Here is a 19,137-nt window from a genome sequence, read left to right as displayed (position 1 = left end):
GAGAGGAATAATATAACTATATATCATATTTTATATAACTCTATACAATTTTTATTAAAGACGAACCGTCAAAGCTCTTTTATAAGAAGGCTTTTTACCTAGTATATAGTGATGGTGAGCCCATAAAGCCTTAAAGAAATAAGGAAGAGGAGATTTCTCCAGGAAGGAAAATCGTTCCACCTTTTCCTTAAGCCCAGGATTTCTCCCCAGGTAGTAATCCATGATATTCCAGGTCCAGCCTCCTTCCGGGGATCCTGTTGAAGGATTCTCTTTCAGACGAATCCCGAACTTTTGAAGTATGTGTTTAATGGGGACGCAGGTGTCCGGCCAGGGTGGAATATCCAGAATACCCTGTCGGATGATTTGAAGGTTCTCCGATGCCAGAACCCGACAAATCCGATCCTTACGAACCCATTTTTCATCGACCTGTTTGAAAAAGTCTGGATCTATGCAATATTTCCGTAGAAAATATCCTGGCTGCCCTGGATTAGGAACCGCTATCAACACCAGGTTAGAGGATACCCGGATCATATCCCGGAGTAAGGACTCTGCCTGTTCTACAAACCAGAGGGCTGCAAAGTTCCATACCAGATCGAAACTATTTTCTTTGAAGGGAAGTCGGGATAGATCTTTTTGATAAATGGGTTGACATTGATCTTTTAAATCGGCCATCTTCCATAATTCTTGAGCTTCTAAAAGCCAGTTTTGGTCTTTATCCACAAGGGTCACCCGACAACCTTTTTTCGCAAAATGAAGGCTGTTGATCCCGGTTAGCCCGGACATGCCATAAATAGGGACTTCCAGAACATTATGGATGGGGTAGGTGGCCAATAGCTCATCAAAAAGGTTATTCAACATGAATCGCTCGTAAACAGTACCCAATCCTTCATCCAGATTTCTTTTCATTTTTTGGTTACCTCAAAGAGGGGTCCTACCCGGACCAGATTAAAGTTTTTCTGAAGATTATCGATCTTGTAATATCCCGAATTGATACCCGCCAGGTAGACAGGGTGTTCAGGAAAGTGTTCGGCTACGATCGGTTGCAGATCTTTCAAGCTTCCATAAAAATTACTGGATAGGATGATTACATCGGGTCTTAGCGCCTCTATCTCCTGTAAATAGAGTAGCACTGTGTAGGGAGTATAATCTGCAATCAAAATAGCATCGGGTTTGACAACTCGCAGGGCTTCTTCACCGAACCTTCTGGCACCATATTCTCCACGTTTGCCTGGATTCAGAAAAAAAGCGGTATTATCCCTAAAAGGGATTTCCCGGGCGTGTAAAAGATCTATATGCAGGCTTTTTACCAGATAAGGAGTCAGGTTGTAAGTTAGAAGAGGCGCAGCAACGATCGCCAGGATGAGGAAGAGAGGTAGGAATCCGGAGATGTCAAAAGGTTGTAACCTTCCACCTGTCTTCCTCTTTTTATACCCCTTTCCAAACTTTCCATACTTCCACACTATGGCAAAGGTTCCGTAACCTATAAAAAGAGAGAATATGACATAATCAGAGATGTAAAAGGTATACTTTGTAGAACCCAAACTCGGCCATGCCGTGGTTTTTATAAAAAACAGGCCGTTGATCCCCATGGCCAGAAGCAGGAAAATCCCGGTCTTCACATCTACTTCTAACAGGCTTTTTATTCCCCAAAAACCAAGGATAAAACCAATCCAGGGAAACTGATACATTAAATAGAGAAAGTAGAATAGGACTTCCTTGATCAGGATGTTTCCTTCGGGGAAGGTAAAATAGTGATAAATAGGAGGTGGACCAAACCATAATTTCTGGATGGTGGTTATAAAACTTCCCGGGAAAATCAAAAACAGGAGAAAGGCCACACCCCAAAAGCCTATCATCTTCACAACCCCTTTTTTACTAAAAATTCGGGAGGGGTCTGTGACCACAATAAAGTAAATTAAAGCCGGCAGGAGGGAAGCCAGAATCAGGTGGTTGGTAAGCCCCAACAGCAGAGTGAAACCTATGAGATAAAGCCAGTAATTTGTCTGAGGATGCTCTCGCCATACCAGAAGCAAGTAAATCAATAAAGCTACGAAAAAGGCATGTAAAGTATAGACCTCGGTGATGACGGCATGAAGCCAGAATGCATGGGAAAAGCAGAGGGCAGTTGCAGCGGTCCATCCGGCTGAGGGAGAATGGGTTAGTTTAAAGGTAATTGCATAAATAAAAGCAACCGTCAGGGCTCCGAAGAGGGCAGAGAGTAAATTCAGATTCCAGGCTAATTCTCCAGGTAACCTGGCAAAAATACGTCCCAATAAAATATAAAGAGGATGATCACTGGCCGTACCAATCCTTAAAGAGGACCTACGAACTTCCAGGGCAAAACCTGCGCTATCCCCCCAGATAACGGTGGGAGCCAAAGTCCACAGGTAAGTAAAAAAGGACAATAGAAAAGTACCCACAAAGTTACCTGTTGAAGAGGGTCTCTTTATCATCCTTGAAAAATTCCCTGGCATGGTAGAGGATCACTTTGAGGGGAGCCCGAAGTTTTAAAACCGTCCAAAAGGCTTCCCAGACGATCTTCCTTGAAATTTTAGAATATCCATGTTTTCGCTCCCGAAATAGAATAGGAATTTCCTTGACTTTAAAGCCGTTTTTTAAAACGTGATAAACCATCTCAATCTGAAAGGCATAGCCATCGGAATGAATCTCATCGAAGTTAATCCTTTCAAGAACCGCTCTGCGATAGCACCGAAATCCACTGGTAAAGTCCCAGATAGGCTGAACCATGATATAAGAAGCATACATGTTGGCAAGCTTGCTCATCAGCAGGCGTCGAAATCTCCATCCTTCAACCCGTATCCCATTTATATATCGGCTACCGATCACCAGATCCGAATCCTGTATGGCTTCCAGGAATTGAGGAAGATAGGAGGGGTCATGGGAAAAATCGGCATCCATCTCGAAGATATACTCTGCCCCTTGGCTTAAAGCGTACTTAAACCCGGTTATATACGCCGTTCCCAATCCCATTTTGGTTTTTCGATGGAGAGTATGGACCTGATGAAATTTCTCTGCCAGCTCGTCGGCTAATTTACCAGTTCCATCCGGTGAGTTATCGTCTATAATGAGGATACAAAACCGGGGATCGACTTCTATAATCCGCTGAACTAAAGGGTGAATGTTTTCCCGCTCGTTGTAGGTAGGAAGGATGATAAATGGTTGGATATCTTTTTCTTGCATGTCTATAAACTGTTTACAGCGATAAAGCCTGGATTAGTGGCACTGCGGAGACCTGCTTCAAGCAAGCAACTTAAATTGAATGGCTTCCCAACCCTGAGAGAAACTCCAAAAGGCTTTTACTGAGCTATATTAATTTGTGAAAAAAACCGTAAAAATATGTTTAACCTAAACAGGTATACCCTTAAATCTATATCCTAAGTTAAAATTTTTCAAAACATCAATATTATATCTTAATTAGAACTATTTTATTAAAATTAATCTGTAAAAATGAGCAAAGGAAAAGGGAAGATAAAAAGGAAAGTAAAACTATTAAATATGCTATAACTTAAATATGCTATAATTATGCCAAAATTATAAATTTTCTGAATATTTTTTAGATGCTCTATCTAACCCATTGATTTTATTGAGTAATTCGTTTTACAGATTTTGTAAAGTGGGAAGAAAAAAATCTTCTTTTTCAGCCTATAGGTTGAGTAAATTGTAAAAAATCCCGACGGTTAGAAGGATCCTTAAGCCTACGTTTTGTATTTATAATAAAAATGAAAAACAAATGTTGAAGGCAATTCGGTTAGAAAAAAGGGAGGGGTAAAATTTCTTATCACTTTCCTCTTACGGATTTTATATCCTATTTACATCCTAAAGGTAGCTTATTCATTTTAGATGGTAATAAATGGTGGATAAGTCTTGACAAAAGGTTTTCCATATGACAATCCTGGACTAACTCCTGGAAAGAAAAAGACCTTCAGGGTATCATGTTTGTTTACATTTTAATCTTGGGATAAAAGAAATCTTCCCTTATTCCGGAGTGAGTATAAACCGATCCATTAACCGGCGCAGGGCTTCTGCCTGAGAAGAAAGCTCTTCGGCGGCTCGAGCAGAATCTCGGGCATTGGCAGTGCTTTGCAAAATATGATGTTTTACCTCATCCATGGCCAGATTCACCTGGCCGGCTCCCTTTGTTTGTTCCAAAGTTGCCCGCTTTACCTGTTCTGCCAGGCTCCGCACGCCTTCCACTGCATGTAGAATTTGAGATCCTCCTTTTTCCTGTTCCTGGGTCGCACGATTGATCTCTGCAATCCGCTCCGTGACTTCTTCCATGGATACCATAACTTTCTGGGTAGACTCCTTTTGTTCCTGGATCGCCTGAGCGATCTCACTGGCAGCAGACAATGAGTTCTTTGCACTCGAAGTAATTCGATCCAGAGCCTGTCCCGCTTGATGAACCAATTTCACCCCTTCATCTACTTCCTGATTCCCCTCTCGGATCTCCTGCACGGCTTCCAGGGACTGCTTCTGTACTCCCTGGATAATCCCGGTAATCTCTTTCGTAGATACGGCTACCCGGTTGGCCAGTTCTTTAATTTCATCTGCCACCACGGCAAAACCTCTTCCATGTTCTCCAGCCTGGGCTGCCAGGATTGAGGCGTTTAAAGCCAGCAGTGCCGTTTGATCCGCTATCCCATCGATCACATCCAGAATGGTTCCAATCTCCTGGGATTTGGTTTCCAGATTCTGAATCGTTTGGGTCGCCGAGGCCACTGCCTGACGGATTTTATCCATGCTATTTATTACCTGTTGTACCGAAACCTGGCCCTGTACGGCAATTTCGGCAGTTTTTTGATAGAACTGCTTGAAGTCTTCTGCATTTTTAGCAACCCTTTCCACCGAGCGGACCATCTGATTCATGGCTGCCGCTGTGGTCTCGGACAATTCAGAAAGTTTTTCCGAGTTCTGATTAACCTGCTGAATAGAACCGAACATTTGTTCGACGGCAGAGGAAATCTCTTCGGTAGCCGCAAAAAGCGTCTGGGTATTTTCGGCAACCTCTTCCACACTGGCTCCCATTTCGGCCATGGCCGAGGAGGTTTCTTCAGCAGAAGAGGTAATATTCTCCACCGTTTTTAAATCTTCATCAGATCTGGTCAGAATCTCTGTGCTGATTAATCTCACCTGATCGGCATTACGTTGAATCTGGGAGACAAGTTCTCTCAACTGAGAGATCATATTCTTAAAAGAAAGGCCTAAAACATCTTTTTCAGATTTAGGATGAACGTCCTGGGAGAGGTCCCCACGGGCCAGTTTATCGGCAACCTCCGCCATCTTTTTCAAATACTGGGTCATCTGAGCAAAGGAATGCCCCAGTGTGTCATGCTGAGATCTCGGCTCGACTTGAAGGTCTAAATCCCCTTGAGAGATCCGGGTTGCCACCGCTGCCATATCTTTCAGGTATTCTATAAGGGCCCGGAGGGAAGCGGCCAGGATGGAAATCTCATCCCCCTTTTGGGTATTTATATCCTGAATGGTGCTTCCTACAAAAGCCCGAACCTCCTGCGTCATGGAAACGATCGGCCTGGACAAACCGCTGGCAATCAAAAGAGCTAGAAGAGTAACTCCAATGGCTGCGATCAAAACCACTCCTGACATTCTCCATTTCACTCCTTCGGCAGGGGCCAAAACCGTTGCCAGGGATTTGGAAATCCCAACCGTCCATCCTAAATCCCCTAAATCTTGATAACTCAAATCCTGCATATAAACCGTCAACTCTCCCTTTTCGATGTAATAGCCATTACGGTTCTTTTTCAGTTGGGTGGAAATCCCATCTGGAATTTGCTCCTTCCAGATTTTATTTTCATCCCGGTGCAGGATGTAAGTGCCCTGTTGGTTAAGGATCCAGATGGGCTCGGATTGGGTGGCCTTTAGCTCATTGACTTTCTCAGTTATTTTACTCCACTTCAAAAAAGCTACCAGGTAACCTCCTTTTTCCTGAATCTTCGTAATGGGGATGGAAAAGGTTAACGTGTAACCTTTGCTATCGGGAAACAGTTTCTGAATAAGGGGAGAGGGGTAAAAATCTCCCACCCGGGTATCCAGATGAAATTCTGAAATTTCTCCGGTTTGAAGGGTCGTCTCGCTGGAGGCCAGAACGTTTCTGTTTTCGTCTAAAAGAGCAAGTAGATAGTAATTTCCAGAACTGGTCACATAACTTTTAAGAAATTCACTCACCCGGGGGAGAGTCGCCGGAAATTTCAGGCCTCCAAGAATAAGTGGATTATCGGATAAAACCTGTAAGGCATGCAGACGCTCTTGAAGAAAGATCGTGATTCTGTCGGCGGAGTTTTCTACCAATTGTTGATAATCGCCGATAACGTTTTCTTTTAATATTCCAGTGGTATAATAATAGGCAATAATCCCTCCAATAATAACCGGTGTAAGTCCTACCAATAAAAAAAAGAACAACAATTTCTTATGAAGTTTACCGAACAAATTTTTATTTTTCATAACGATCTCTCCCCTCTGTGTGTCGTTTCCAGGAAACCTGGACCGGGTACTTTTTTGCTCTACTTTTGCATTTTTTAGCCCTTACGCCACGAAAAGCCATGAAAAGAAAAGTATGGGAGTGTGGGCGTATGGGGGGATGGGAGGATAGGAGAATTTACACCTATACTCCCACACTTTTCTTGACCCTTCCTGGATAAACAAAATCAATAACTTATGAAAAAAAGTAAAAATATAAAAGTATAGTAAACACGTATGATTATTTTTTTACTTTAACCCTTTGGGAAGGGACTTGACCTTCTTCATTAAAAAAGGTATACATGTTATTTGTAAACCATACAAAGCTTATTAAAATTAGACACATCTGTCCAGTGAAAAGTTTGGTAAAAGAATGAGGTCTCATTCTGAAATCCGTGTTATTTTTGAAGACTCCCAACTTATCGTGGTAGATAAACCGGCGGGGCTTCCGGTTATTCCAGGGCGATGGAATAAAGAGGAAGATACCCTGTTTGCAAGGGTCAATGAATATCTCGGTTCCTCTTCTGTTCCTTCAGGTTCCCCTTTACCTGAAAAAGTAAGGATAGTCCACCGAATTGATCGGGATACCAGTGGAGTTGTGATTTTTGCAAAGACAGCCCAGGCCCATTCTAGGTTATGCCAGCAATTTCTCCGCAGGGAGGTAAAAAAAATCTATGTAGGGGTGGTAGAAGGGGTTGTGAAGGAGGATCGGGGGACCATCCAACTCCCCATTGGAACAGATCCCCAAAAAAAGGGAGTGATGCGCATCGATCCTAAAGCAGGGAGGGAGGCTATCACCGATTATGAGGTGATGGAGCGGTTTATTGGTTTTACGCTGCTCAGGTTACAACCCAAAACCGGGCGAACCCATCAGCTACGGATTCACCTGCAAGCTTTTGGATATCCTTTAGCTGTGGATCCTATATATGGAAACCGGGGAGTTTTATACCTATCGCAGCTTAAGCGGGGTTTCAAGCCTAAATCAGATGAGCCCGAAAGACCCCTTATGGCCCGACTTTCTCTCCATGCAAGCAGTCTCTGTATCGTGCATCCGACGGAGGGCAAAGAAATAACCTTTGAAGCCAAACTCCCCAAAGATATGGAGATCTTGATCAAAAATTTAAGGAAATATAGACGGAACCCATGAGAACTCAACGCCTGTTTATAATAACTCTACTTTTAATCAGATTCTTTTTTCCTGCCGTCCTTGAAGCCGAAACCCGTTTAACCATTCTCCATACCAGTGAGCACCACGGAACTGCCTTACCCGATGAAGATGGAATGGGAGGGCTGGCCTATCAGGCAACCGTTATTAAGGAAATTCGGGCTAAGGAAAAGAATGTGTTACTCTTGAATTCCGGAGATCTTCTGATAGGGACTTTAATGTCGACCGTTTTTAAAGGAGTTCCCGATGTTCTGGCTATGAATTCGATGAAATACGATGCCGTAACGGTCGGAAATCATGAATTTGATTTTGGACTTACGGCTTTTCAAAATTTAAGGGATCTGGCCCGATTTCCTTTCCTGAGTGCGAATATCCAACGAAGAGATACCACCTCCTCCTCACCTAATTTGGCGCAACCCTGGATGATTCGAGAATTCGATGGTCTGAAAGTAGGGGTACTGGGTCTTACCACGGTAGAAGCTCGAGAGATCATGAACCCTGCCCTGGTTAAGCAGATTACTGTCCTGGATCCTATCCCTCTGGCCCATCAAGTGGTCTCGACCCTTCGTCATCGGGTAGATCTTATTATTGCCCTGACCCACCAGGATAATGAGGATGATATTGCCTTAGCTAAGGCGGTTCCGGAAATCGATGTCATTATCGGAGGTCATACCGAAGGTTTCGATGGGATTCTGCCTGTTGATTCCTCCACCCCCCGGGTATCAACCGCTTCGATGAGGGAATTGGAAAACCCCCCAACGATTTATGTTAAAACCCATAGACAGGGAAAAACGCTGGGTAGATTGGACCTGGTCGTTGAAAACGGAAAGATCCTAAAGGCAAAAGCCGAAAATATTCCCATTAACAGCCGGGTTCTCCAGCCCGATGAGGAAGTTGCCCACCTTTTAAAGATTTACTCCGACCAGTTAAACCAGGATCTGAAAAGGGTTATCGGAAAAACCCAGGTAGAACTCAACGGGGAGCGGGATTGGATTCGTTCCCGGGAATCTAATTTGGGAAATTTCATCGCCGACATGATACGAAGCCATACCCAAACGGATATTTCTTTCATTAACGCAGGGGCTATTCGGGCGTCTATCCAGAAAGGGGATATTACCCTGGGAGATCTTTATCGGGTATTCCCCTTTTTAGGAAACACCCTCGTAACCTTCCAGATCACCGGGGCAGACATTCGGGAAGCCCTGGAAAACAGTGTGAGTCAGGTTGAAAAGGGAGCCGGACGGTTCCTGCAGGTCTCCGGGCTGACCTATACCTATAACGCTAAGGCTCCCCTGGGAAAAAGAGTTCTGGAAGTCAAGGTACACGGAACCCCGCTGGTACCGGATCGCCTGTATAAGGTCTCAACCACCAACTACCTGGCGGAGGGGGGAGATGGTTATATTATCTTTTTGGAGAATAGAAAAAACTACCACGATACTCACATCCGTTTGATCGATCTGCTCCAGGAATACATTCAGAAACAAGGGGTCATTTCGCCCCAGGTGGAAGGAAGAATCGTAGAAAAATCGACCTAGAAGGCCGATCTGGGTCCTTTCCTTTGGATTCTGAAAAATTACTTTACCTGAAAAATCCCTTTTTCAACGGCTTCCTGGAGGGTTTTTTTGATATCCGCAACCCGAGGACCGTCCTTTGAAAGTTCTATCTCGATCCGATCCCGAGGTCCAACTTCAATCTCTCGTTCCCCATCCAAGGCTAACGTGGCCGGTCTTTGATGAAGGGAAATCCGATCTCCGATATTCAAGATCTTGTATTCGGATATTCCCACGACTTCACTCAGTCCGGGAGCAATCATAGATCGGATCTGTAAAGAGGGGGGCTTCTTACTCCCGCTTTGACTGTTTTCCAGGATTATATGGATGCCGGTATCGCTGTCTGCAGGAATCGGATGAAAAGCTCCTACGATGGAGGCCATTCCGATATGGGTCGGTTCTCCGCGGGTTAAGATGATCTCCCAAATCCTTTTCACATCCCAGATGGCCCTGGCCCCTACAAACAAATCTTTTGAAACCACTACGTCGATGAGGGCATGATCTATCCATCGATTATTTTTATAAATATTTAATTTCTTGGTTGGGAAGGTGATGGTCTCGATAGGGACCCACCCCCTGGCAATACAACCTCCGGCCAGCCCGGCAATGGTTCCTTCCACCATATAGGGGAAGACGTTGTTGGTCCCTGTAGATATGGGGATGAGAGGAATATCTCTACACTCTTTGGCAACAGCCCGGTTGGTCCCATCTCCTCCCAAAACAATCAAACAATGGATTCCTATCTCCCGCATAATCCGGGTGGCTTCTACAGTATCTTCCTGGTAACCGGTTACAGGCATTTCAACAAAAGAGACCGTGGCTTTCAATTTCGAGAGGTTACTCAGAGCTCTATGTCCCAGCCCGTATTGATCCGGCATAATAAGAATCTCATCCACACCCATCGAATCCAGTCCCAGGAGGATCTTACGCAGGATATTAGCCTTTTCCACATTATCTACAACCGTCGCATGGGCAACCAACCGCCGAATATCCTTTCCAGATAAGGGATTTGCAATAATACCTACTCTACTTGTCATTTTTATGAAGTAAAAATCCAATTTTATTCTGCAAATAAAGCTTCCACAAATTCTTCCGCCTTAAAAGGTCGAAGATCCATAAGTTTCTCACCAACCCCGATATAAGCAACCGGGATTTTAAGTTCGTTGATAATCCCTGTAATGATTCCACCTTTAGCCGTTCCATCCAGCTTAGTTAGAATAAGCCCTGTAAGTCCGATGTTTTCATGGAATAGTTTCGCCTGAGAGATGGCATTTTGACCGGTTGTGGCATCTAACACCAGGAGAACTTCATGGGGAGCTCCGGGGAGTTCTCTGCCGGCAATTCGCTTCATTTTTTTCAACTCATCCATGAGATTCTTTTTAGTGTGAAGCCGTCCGGCCGTGTCGATAATAACGACATCCGCTTTTCTGGATCTGGCAGCCTGCATGGCATCGTAAATCACCGCAGAGGGATCGGCCCCCGGTTCGTGCTTGATGACTTCACATCCGGCCCGCTGGCCCCAAATTTCCAACTGTTCGATGGCTGCAGCCCGAAACGTATCTCCGGCGACCAGAAGAACCTGTTTACCCGCCTTTTTAAAATTATGGGCAAGCTTCCCGATGGTGGTGGTTTTACCTGTCCCGTTAACCCCGATCACCATGATCACGAAAGGAGTTGCCTGGTTTATATCTACTACCTTTTCCCCATTTTTCAAAATAGCCAGAATCTCACGTTTCAGGTGAGATTTCAATTGAGCCGGATCTTCAAGTTCCTTCTTTTTGACTTTACTTTGAATACTGGAAATAACCTTAAGCGTTGCATCGACGCCTAAATCGGCCAGAATCAAGACTTCTTCCAACTGCTCCAAAAGATCCTCATCAATTCTGGTTTTACCGGTTAAGAGGGCTTCCAGGTTGTTGATAAAATTTTGATGGGTTCTGGCCAGTCCTTGTTTGAGTCTTTCAAAAAGCCCCTTCTCATCCAGAACCTCGTCAACAATCGTTTTGAGTCGCTCGGCTTCACTTTCTTCTAACTTCTCAGCTTTTACCTCCTGGGTAATCTCCTTTTTCAAATCTTTGAGCTCTCTTTTAACTTCCGCGGCCACATCCAGTTCCTTATATCGGGCCATGACAGTCCCGAACATCTCGATACCTTTTTTGGTGTCTCCCCGTTTTATAAAGCACTCTCCCAGGAGACGGTAAGCTTCGGCCTTTTTTTCATCTACGGTTTGAAGTTTGAGGGAATCTTCCAGTTGCTTGATGGCCGGACTATATTTCTCCTGCAACAGGTAAATCCGCCCAAGGGCCAGATGAATATCTGCAGCGGTCTGAGGATCGGGTTGGAGTTTCAAGGCGGATTTATAGATTTCTATGGCTTCCTCATACTCACCCAGCTTCTCCTGGAGGGGGGCCAGTTGAGTTAAGGAGAGGATCTTCTCCTCCGGCGTGGTGACCGATTCCAGATGTAATTTCTGAAACTCTAAGGCCTTCTCATAGGCCTCAACCCGTTGATAGCCCTGAGCCAGCAGGGCATAAATTCGTGTTAAAAGATCTTTAAATTCAATTCCGAAGGATAAAATCCGCTCTCCACTTTCGATAGCTTTCTTAAAGTTACCATCCTTGAGATACATCTCGGCCAGACCAACATGGGCTTCTAAGGCTTCCCTGGATCGATTTTCTCCATAGTATTTAATCGCCGTTTGATAGCTATCCAGGGCCAGAGGATAGAGCGTCTGTTCTCGATAAATATCTCCGAGTTGCTTGTGACTGGAGGCCAATAAAGCCGGTTGAGAAGTCAGATCTAAAACACTGCGATGATAGTTTTTGGATGTTTCCAGGTCCTCCTTAAGGGTTTTATAGAGAGTTCCTAAGATATGATAGATTTCCGCCCGGGGGAGTCTGGTGGCCGAGCTTTTATCGAGTTTCTCCTCTTTGAGGGCGGTTTCCAGGTAATGGAGAGCCTTCTCCCCCTGTCCGTAATCCAGATAAAGCTTCCCCAGCAGATATCTGGCTCTATTTGCCTCCTGGGCTCCCTGTGCAATGGCAGCTTCATATTCCCGGGCGGCCTTTTCCAGTAAAGAGATCCCCGCTGAGGCTTCGGTTTTTGGTCCTTTATCCCTTGCTTCCGGTTTCCTGTCTTTTACTTCCGGCTTCCTATCCCTTGCCTCTGGTTTCTTATCCCGGACTTCCGGCTCCTGGGCGATGGGTCGGTCGCCCTTACCTTCCCTTAGTTGCTTCTCGTAGATGGTTCCCAAATAGAAATGGGCTTCGGCACTTCTTGGAAATTCGGCAGATTCTTGAAGAAGGGTTTCGAGGTTCTCCCTCGCTGTATCTATATTTCCCTTCTTCAGGTCAATGATGGCCAGACCCAGACAGGCCTGGGCTTTAAAGTAGGAAGCAGGGTTCTGGTTTTGGACGGCCATAAATTGTTCCCGAGCTTCCTCATATCTCCCCTCATCAAGATATAACCAGCCCAGCTTTAGAATCAAACCTATATCCTTAGGATTCTTTTTGATAGCTCTCTGAAGCTGTTTAACTTCGCTCCAACCAAATAAATTCATTTTTTTATATTTCTCCCTCTTTTAAGCATAAATCGGTTTGAGGAATCTCCCAATAAAAAACAACCCCTAGTGGTTTTATCCCTGCTACCAGTTCGATATGAAGACCTGGCCTAAATTGTAGGGGCAGCCCTCTGTGACTGCCCTATTTTAGGTATAAGATCTCCAGGGGCATTCCCTGGAATAAAGTACCTTAAAATCCACCGATTTTCAAGCAAAAAAGATGATTCCTCTCCCAGCCCGGATGACCTTAGCCGGGAAGTAACTGTAACAATTTAGTAAGCGTCACTTTTTCTGTCTGAACCCCCCCGGTCCCCCCTGGAGGGGAGACTTCAGCAGCAGCAACCCTACGTCAGTCCCCCCTGGAGGGGGATTGAGGGGTGTTTCTTTTTCCATCTACTAAATTGATACGGATACAGCCTGGAAGTTTTGCTTGACATATTTACAGATTAAGTAATAACTTAGTTTAGTATCCTCCTGCAGATCAAGATTTAGCCATAGAGACTGAAGAAAATAGGGGTAGACAAAATTTTCTCTTAAACGCAGGTAATAAGGATATCTTTGTGACCAGATCTGGTTGGAATTACCTCTATCTTCTGGATTTTTTAATAGATCGTACCTTTAATTAATTTTATTAAGCATTGGATAGTTGTCTGTAACAGCGGACAATGGACAATAGCAACGGACTCATATATGTTTAAAGGTATACTTCCACCTATTCCGACTCCCTTTAAGGAGGACGAGGTTGCCTATGATAAACTGGCGGAAAATTTAACCAAGCTCAATCGGACAAAGCTGGCCGGTTATGTGATTTTGGGAACTAACAGTGAACCGGTTCATCTTACCGAACAGGAAAAACTTCGGGTCATCGAAACCGCACGAAAGGTCGTACCTAAGGAGAAGGTTTTACTGGTAGGAACGGGTTTAGAATCTACTCAAGGAACCATCGAGTTAACCAATAAGGCTGCAGAGCTTGGAGCTGATGGGGTTTTGGTTGTATCTCCCGGTTTTTACAAAAACGCTCTGACCAAATCGGAAATTCTCTATAAACACTACATGACCATAGCGGACAAAGCCAAGACCAAAGTACTCCTTTATAACATTCCTCAGTGCACGGGGATCAACCTAGAAGCCGACCTGGTTGCACGGCTTGCCCAGCACCCCAACATTGTAGGGATTAAAGACAGCTCGGGTAATATTGCCCAGTTAAGTGATATCGTCCGAATGGCACCGGCTCATTTTAGTACGTTTACAGGGTCTGCGCTGGTCTTATTACCGGCCCTCTGTGTCGGAGCAGTTGGAGGAATTGTAGCTGTGGCCAATGTGGCTCCCGATGAGATGGTTCGGATTCAGGAGCTCTATCAGCAGGGAGACCTGAAAGGGGCCCGACAACAGCAGTTTAGGATGACGCCTCTGGCCAAGGGGGTAACGGTTAAGTATGGAATTGGAGGACTCAAAGCCGCTATGGACCTGGTTGGTTATTACGGAGGTAAACCCCGATCTCCTCTCCCAGCACCCAATCAGGAAGAAATCGAAGATCTGAAAAAGCTGTTAAGAGAGGTTGAATTAATCTAATTATGTTTGAAAAACTGAAAGCCCTAGAAGAAAAGTATGAGGAACTCACGAAACTCCTCAGTGATCCCAAGATTATAGCCCAGCAGGATAAATTTAGGAGCTATGCTAAATCCCATGCGGAATTATCTGAGATTGTAGAAACCTATCGAAAGTACCAGAAGGTTCTTCGGGAAATAGAGGAAGCCCGGGAATTGATCAAGAATGAAAAGGACCGGGAGATGAGGGAGTTGGCGGAAGGAGAGCTAAAGAGCCTGGAGTTGAAGCGCGAGGATCTGGAAAGGCAATTAAAAATCCTGATGCTTCCCAAGGATCCCAATGATGAGAAAAATATCTTTCTGGAGATTCGGGCAGGAACCGGGGGAGACGAAGCGAGTTTGTTTGCTGCAGACCTTTTTCGGATGTACACCAAATATGCGGAAAGTAAGAACTGGAAGGTTGAAATTATGAGTCAGAGTCCCTCTGAAGTGGGTGGGTTTAAAGAAATTATAGCTCTTATTGAGGGAAAGGGGGCTTATAGCCGATTGAAATTTGAAAGCGGTGTGCATCGGGTCCAGCGGGTTCCGGTTACCGAAGCCAGTGGTCGCATTCATACCTCAACCGCGACGGTGGCCGTGTTACCCGAAGCCGATGAGATAGAGGTTGAGATCGATCCCAATGACATTCGGATCGATGTGTTTCGATCTTCAGGTCCAGGGGGCCAAAGTGTCAATACCACCGATTCCGCGGTGCGGGTCACGCATATTCCTACCGGAATTGTCATCTCTTGTCAGGATGAAAAATCTCAGCATAAAAACAAAGCCAAGGCACTTCGGATCCTGCGGGCCAGGTTATTGGATAAACTCCAGCAAGAGCAACAGGATAAAATCTCCCAGTCTCGCAAAAGCCAGATCGGTAGTGGAGACCGGAGTGAGCGGATTCGTACCTATAATTTCCCTCAAAATCGTATAACGGATCATCGGATCAACTTTACGACCCACAATATGGATAAAATTTTAAACGGGGAACTCGACGAGATTATCGATCCTCTGATAGCTTACTACCAGTCAGAACAACTGAAAAATACCGCCTGATCGGGTATCCATTCAGACTGATCATCTTAGACCTTATATCCATGGGTTGATAAAGGGGTGATCCTATCCGATCGCCCTATGTCTGGTTACTCTTTCTGTGTCCCCGAAGGGATCTATAGCCATGTTAGCGTTGGATTAAAAAGCCCGGTTGGGTTTTCCTTCTTTAGAGACTCCTAGGATCTCCATCCTGGCCAGCAGAGGTGATAAATTTTGTTGACAATAAAAGGTTTTGTTTGAAAATAAAGTAAAGGGAGCCAGTTATTCTGGATAAGGAGGGAAAATGAAAACAATCAAAATACTTTTAGAAGAAAAAGAAATGCCGACCCAGTGGTATAATATTTTACCTGATTTGCCTAAGCCGCTTCCTCCTCCTATTCATCCCGCTACCGGTCAGCCGGTTGGGCCGCAGGATTTAGCTCCTATCTTTCCCATGGAATTAATTAAACAGGAGGTCAGTTCAGAGCGTTGGATTGAGATTCCCGAGGAGGTTCAGGATGTCTACAAGTTATGGCGTCCGACTCCTTTATATCGGGCCTATCGGCTCGAAAAAGCCCTGGATACCCCTGCAAAGATTTATTATAAATACGAAGGCGTAAGTCCTGCGGGAAGCCATAAACCGAACACGGCGGTTGCCCAGGCTTATTATAACAAAAAAGAAGGAGTTCAACGTTTGACCACCGAGACCGGGGCCGGACAGTGGGGAAGTGCCCTGGCTTTCGCCTGTAAAGTATTCGATTTAAAATGCACGGTTTACATGGTAAAGGTGAGTTATCAGCAAAAACCTTACCGTCGAATTATGATGGAAAGCTGGGGAGCCGAGGTTTTTGCAAGCCCGACTACCCAAACCCGGGCAGGTCAAAAGATCCTGGAGCAAGATCCCAATTCCCCGGGAAGTTTAGGCATTGCTATCAGTGAAGCCATTGAGGATGCCGTTAGCCGGGAGGATACCAAATATTCCCTGGGAAGTGTTTTAAATCATGTACTGCTTCATCAGACTATTGTGGGTTTAGAGGTCAAAAAACAATTTGAAAAGATAGGAGAATATCCGGATATCTTGATCGGTTGTGTAGGAGGGGGTTCTAATTTTGGGGGATTCAGTTATCCTTTTGTAAAGGATAAGTTAAGTGGAGAACGGAAGAATACCCGAATTATTGCCGTAGAGCCCACAGCATGTCCCAGCTTAACAAAAGGGATTTATACCTATGATTTTGGAGATACTGCCGGAACCACGCCGCTCCTTAAGATGTATACCCTGGGGTCTAATTTTATTCCGCCTCCGATCCATGCCGGTGGACTCCGCTACCACGGCGATGCGCCTACTTTATGTCTTTTGGTTGATGAAAAAGTGATCGAAGCCAGGGCCTATCCCCAAAAGGCTATCTTTGAGGCCGCCTTACAATTTGCAAGAACAGAAGGTATCGTACCGGCACCTGAGCCAGCCCATGCCATTCGTTGTGTTATCGATGAAGCTTTACAATGTAAAGCTTCTGGAGAAGCTAAAGTCATCGCTTTTAATTTATGCGGGCATGGTCATTTTGACCTGGCGGCCTACGATGCGTATTTGAACGGTAAATTAGAAGATTATAGTTATCCTGAAGAAAAAATCAAGGAGTCTTTAGCAAAACTTCCGAAGTTTTAAGGAAAAATCGGAGGTTAGAAATCATGAGAGAGGTTACCTATTTAGAAGCTATTCGTGAAGCCCTTCGAGAAGAGATGGCTCGGGATAAAGATGTGTTCCTATTGGGGGAAGACATCGGTGTTTATGGGGGGGCCTTTAAAGTAACCGCCGGCTTACTGGAAGAGTTTGGAGAAGAACGGGTTATCGATACCCCTTTATCCGAAGGGGCCATTGTGGGAGCCTCTATTGGAGCTGCTTTGATGGGTATGCGGCCGGTCGCCGAGATGCAGTTTGCAGATTTTATCTCCTGTTGCTTTGATCCCATTGTAAACTGGGCAGCTAAAGCCCATTACCGGTGGGGGGCTAAAGTCCCTATTGTGATTCGATGTCCTTCCGGGGGAGGAATGAATGCAGGCCCCTTCCATTCTCAAAATCCAGAAGCCTGGTTTACCCATGTTCCCGGTCTAAAAGTAGTGGCTCCGGCTACTCCTTATGATGCCAAAGGTCTGCTTAAGGCTTCCATCCGGGATAATAACCCGGTGCTGTATTTTGAGCATAAATTCCTTTATCGAAGAATTAAAGGAACCATTCCCGATGAAGATTATATAGTGCCTTTGGGAAAAGCCGATATAAAAAGACGGGGCCATCATATCACCCTTTTAACCTACGGGGGAACCCTCCATAAGTCCCTGGAAGCGGCAGAGAAAATGGCCGAAAAAGGGGTCAGTGTGGAGGTTGTAGATCTAAGAACGCTCATTCCCCTGGATAAGGAAACGCTTTTAGAATCCATCAAAAAAACCAATAAGGTTGTGATCGTCCATGAAGATACCAAAACCGGTGGATTTGGAGCTGAGCTTGCCGCGATTATCTCCGAGGAGGCCTTTGAATATCTCGATGGACCCGTTCTGCGGGTAGCTTCCATTGATACCCCCGTGCCTTATAGTCCCCCTTTAGAGAACTTCTTCTTACCTCAGGTGGAGGATATTGTCGAAGCGCTGGAGAAGCTGGCAGCCTATTAAAGGGATAAGGGAGAAGAGGGAGAATGGGAGAGCAAAAGACAGAACTAAACTCCCAAACTCTCGTTCTCTTTACATTTTCATTCTTTCTTAAATTATGAATCTTAAAAAAGATGAGCTTTTAAAAATCTATTATTACATGAAACTCATTCGGGCCATAGATGATCGGGCCTCAAAGTTGTATCGCCAGGGGAAGCTCTATGGCGGAGTTTACAGTGGTTGGGGTAATGAGGCTACGGCTATTGGCTCAGCCTGGGCTTTAGAGAAAGAGGATATTCTGGCTCCCCTGCAAAGGGATGTCGGCGCAGCCCTCGTCCGAGGGTTTACCCCGGCCAAAATTTTTGCCCAATATATGGGCAAAAAAACCGGTTATACCCGTGGAAAAGACCTTAACCTTCATATGGGAGATCTGAAACTCGGGGTTATTGCCCCCATCAGTATGCTAGGAGAAACCATCGTAGTTTGTTCTGGAATTGCCCTTTCTTTCAAATTAAGACGGGAAAAAAGGGTCGTTTTGACGTACATCGGAGATGGTGGAACCAGCACAGGACTCTTCCATGAGGGGATGAACTTCGCCGGGGTTCATAAACTCCCCCTGGTGGTAATCTGCGAAAATAATCAATATGCCTACTCGACGCCTCTAAGCAAACAAACGGCCCTTGTGGATCTGGTGGATCGTGCCAAGGCTTATGGAATACCTGGCGTCGTTGTCGACGGTAACGATGTTTTGGCCGTTTATGAAGTAACGAAGGCAGCCGTAGAAAACGCTCGGAGCGGTAAGGGTCCTACTTTTATTGAGTCAAAAACCATGAGAATGCGGGGCCATGCAGAACATGACGATGCTTTCTACGTACCCAAGCAATTGCTGGAAGAATGGGCTAAAAAGGATCCCATCGATCGATTTGAAAAATATCTGAGGAATCATAAAATCCTTAATAAAACCATCCAGAGCGAAATAGAGACCCGTATAGAAAAAGAGATCGAAGAGGCCGTCCAGTTCGCCGAGAATAGTCCCTGGCCGGAACCCGAAGAGGCCCTGGAAGGTGTATATGCTGACTAATTTTGTCCGTTATTCGCTGTCCGTTGTAGGGG

General features: G+C 45.1%; 13 protein-coding genes. 7 read left to right on the top strand and 6 right to left on the bottom strand.

What is annotated here, in order from left to right; translation table 11 throughout:
- Positions 1–54: 54 nt before the first annotated feature.
- The 4 genes from VNM22_12475 to VNM22_12460 all read right to left on the bottom strand — a co-directional run bounded on the left by VNM22_12475 (position 55) and on the right by VNM22_12460 (position 6,480).
- The gene (locus tag VNM22_12475) at positions 55–906 is read right to left on the bottom strand and encodes a class I SAM-dependent methyltransferase (protein HWP47971.1); all 852 of its coding nucleotides are present in this window, start codon (positions 904–906) and stop codon (positions 55–57) included.
- Positions 903–2,453, bottom strand: a complete 1,551-nt coding sequence (locus tag VNM22_12470; protein ID HWP47970.1) for a DUF2723 domain-containing protein — start codon at positions 2,451–2,453, stop codon at positions 903–905. Before VNM22_12470 ends, VNM22_12475 begins: the two co-directional genes overlap by 4 nt.
- On the bottom strand, positions 2,425–3,201 hold the full coding sequence (locus tag VNM22_12465) for a polyprenol monophosphomannose synthase (protein ID HWP47969.1): 777 nt from the start codon (positions 3,199–3,201) through the stop codon (positions 2,425–2,427). Before VNM22_12465 ends, VNM22_12470 begins: the two co-directional genes overlap by 29 nt.
- A 795-nt stretch (positions 3,202–3,996) precedes the next feature.
- Entirely contained in the window at positions 3,997–6,480 is a 2,484-nt protein-coding gene (locus tag VNM22_12460) for a methyl-accepting chemotaxis protein (protein HWP47968.1), read from the bottom strand.
- A gap of 388 nt (positions 6,481–6,868) precedes the next feature.
- Here VNM22_12460 and VNM22_12455 point away from each other — a divergent pair, with 388 nt between their 5' ends.
- Both VNM22_12455 and VNM22_12450 read left to right on the top strand, forming a co-directional pair.
- A complete protein-coding gene (locus VNM22_12455; protein HWP47967.1) occupies positions 6,869–7,642 on the top strand; it encodes an RluA family pseudouridine synthase in 774 nt (257 codons plus the stop codon).
- Complete coding sequence (locus tag VNM22_12450) at positions 7,639–9,195, top strand: 5'-nucleotidase C-terminal domain-containing protein (GenBank protein HWP47966.1); 1,557 nt, start codon at positions 7,639–7,641, stop codon at positions 9,193–9,195. Before VNM22_12455 ends, VNM22_12450 begins: the two co-directional genes overlap by 4 nt.
- A gap of 38 nt (positions 9,196–9,233) precedes the next feature.
- On the opposite strand, the gene VNM22_12445 is transcribed toward VNM22_12450, so the two are convergent.
- Both VNM22_12445 and ftsY read right to left on the bottom strand, forming a co-directional pair.
- The gene (locus VNM22_12445) at positions 9,234–10,247 is read right to left on the bottom strand and encodes an NAD(+)/NADH kinase (protein ID HWP47965.1); all 1,014 of its coding nucleotides are present in this window, start codon (positions 10,245–10,247) and stop codon (positions 9,234–9,236) included.
- A 23-nt stretch (positions 10,248–10,270) separates the two neighbouring features.
- Complete coding sequence (gene ftsY / locus VNM22_12440) at positions 10,271–12,769, bottom strand: signal recognition particle-docking protein FtsY (protein ID HWP47964.1); 2,499 nt, start codon at positions 12,767–12,769, stop codon at positions 10,271–10,273.
- Positions 12,770–13,459: 690 nt separating this feature from the next.
- Between ftsY and VNM22_12435 the strand changes: the two genes are divergently transcribed.
- From VNM22_12435 to VNM22_12415, 5 genes are all read left to right on the top strand, one after another.
- Positions 13,460–14,341, top strand: a complete 882-nt coding sequence (locus tag VNM22_12435; protein HWP47963.1) for a dihydrodipicolinate synthase family protein — start codon at positions 13,460–13,462, stop codon at positions 14,339–14,341.
- Positions 14,332–15,411 carry a peptide chain release factor 1 gene (prfA, locus tag VNM22_12430; protein ID HWP47962.1) on the top strand — a complete coding sequence of 360 codons (1,080 nt, stop codon included), beginning with the start codon at positions 14,332–14,334 and terminating at the stop codon, positions 15,409–15,411. Before VNM22_12435 ends, prfA begins: the two co-directional genes overlap by 10 nt.
- A gap of 280 nt (positions 15,412–15,691) precedes the next feature.
- The gene (locus tag VNM22_12425) at positions 15,692–17,050 is read left to right on the top strand and encodes a TrpB-like pyridoxal phosphate-dependent enzyme (protein ID HWP47961.1); all 1,359 of its coding nucleotides are present in this window, start codon (positions 15,692–15,694) and stop codon (positions 17,048–17,050) included.
- Between the two features lie 23 nt (positions 17,051–17,073).
- The gene (locus VNM22_12420; GenBank protein ID HWP47960.1) at positions 17,074–18,048 is read left to right on the top strand and encodes an alpha-ketoacid dehydrogenase subunit beta; all 975 of its coding nucleotides are present in this window, start codon (positions 17,074–17,076) and stop codon (positions 18,046–18,048) included.
- A gap of 94 nt (positions 18,049–18,142) precedes the next feature.
- Positions 18,143–19,105: a thiamine pyrophosphate-dependent dehydrogenase E1 component subunit alpha gene (locus VNM22_12415; GenBank protein HWP47959.1), complete on the top strand. Its 963-nt coding sequence runs from the start codon at positions 18,143–18,145 to the stop codon at positions 19,103–19,105.
- Positions 19,106–19,137 lie beyond the last annotated feature (32 nt).

The sequence above is a fragment of the Candidatus Limnocylindrales bacterium genome (assembly GCA_035559535.1).
Taxonomy (GTDB): domain Bacteria; phylum Moduliflexota; class Moduliflexia; order Moduliflexales; family JAUQPW01; genus JAUQPW01.
This window is presented reverse-complemented; position numbering and strand designations above follow the sequence as displayed.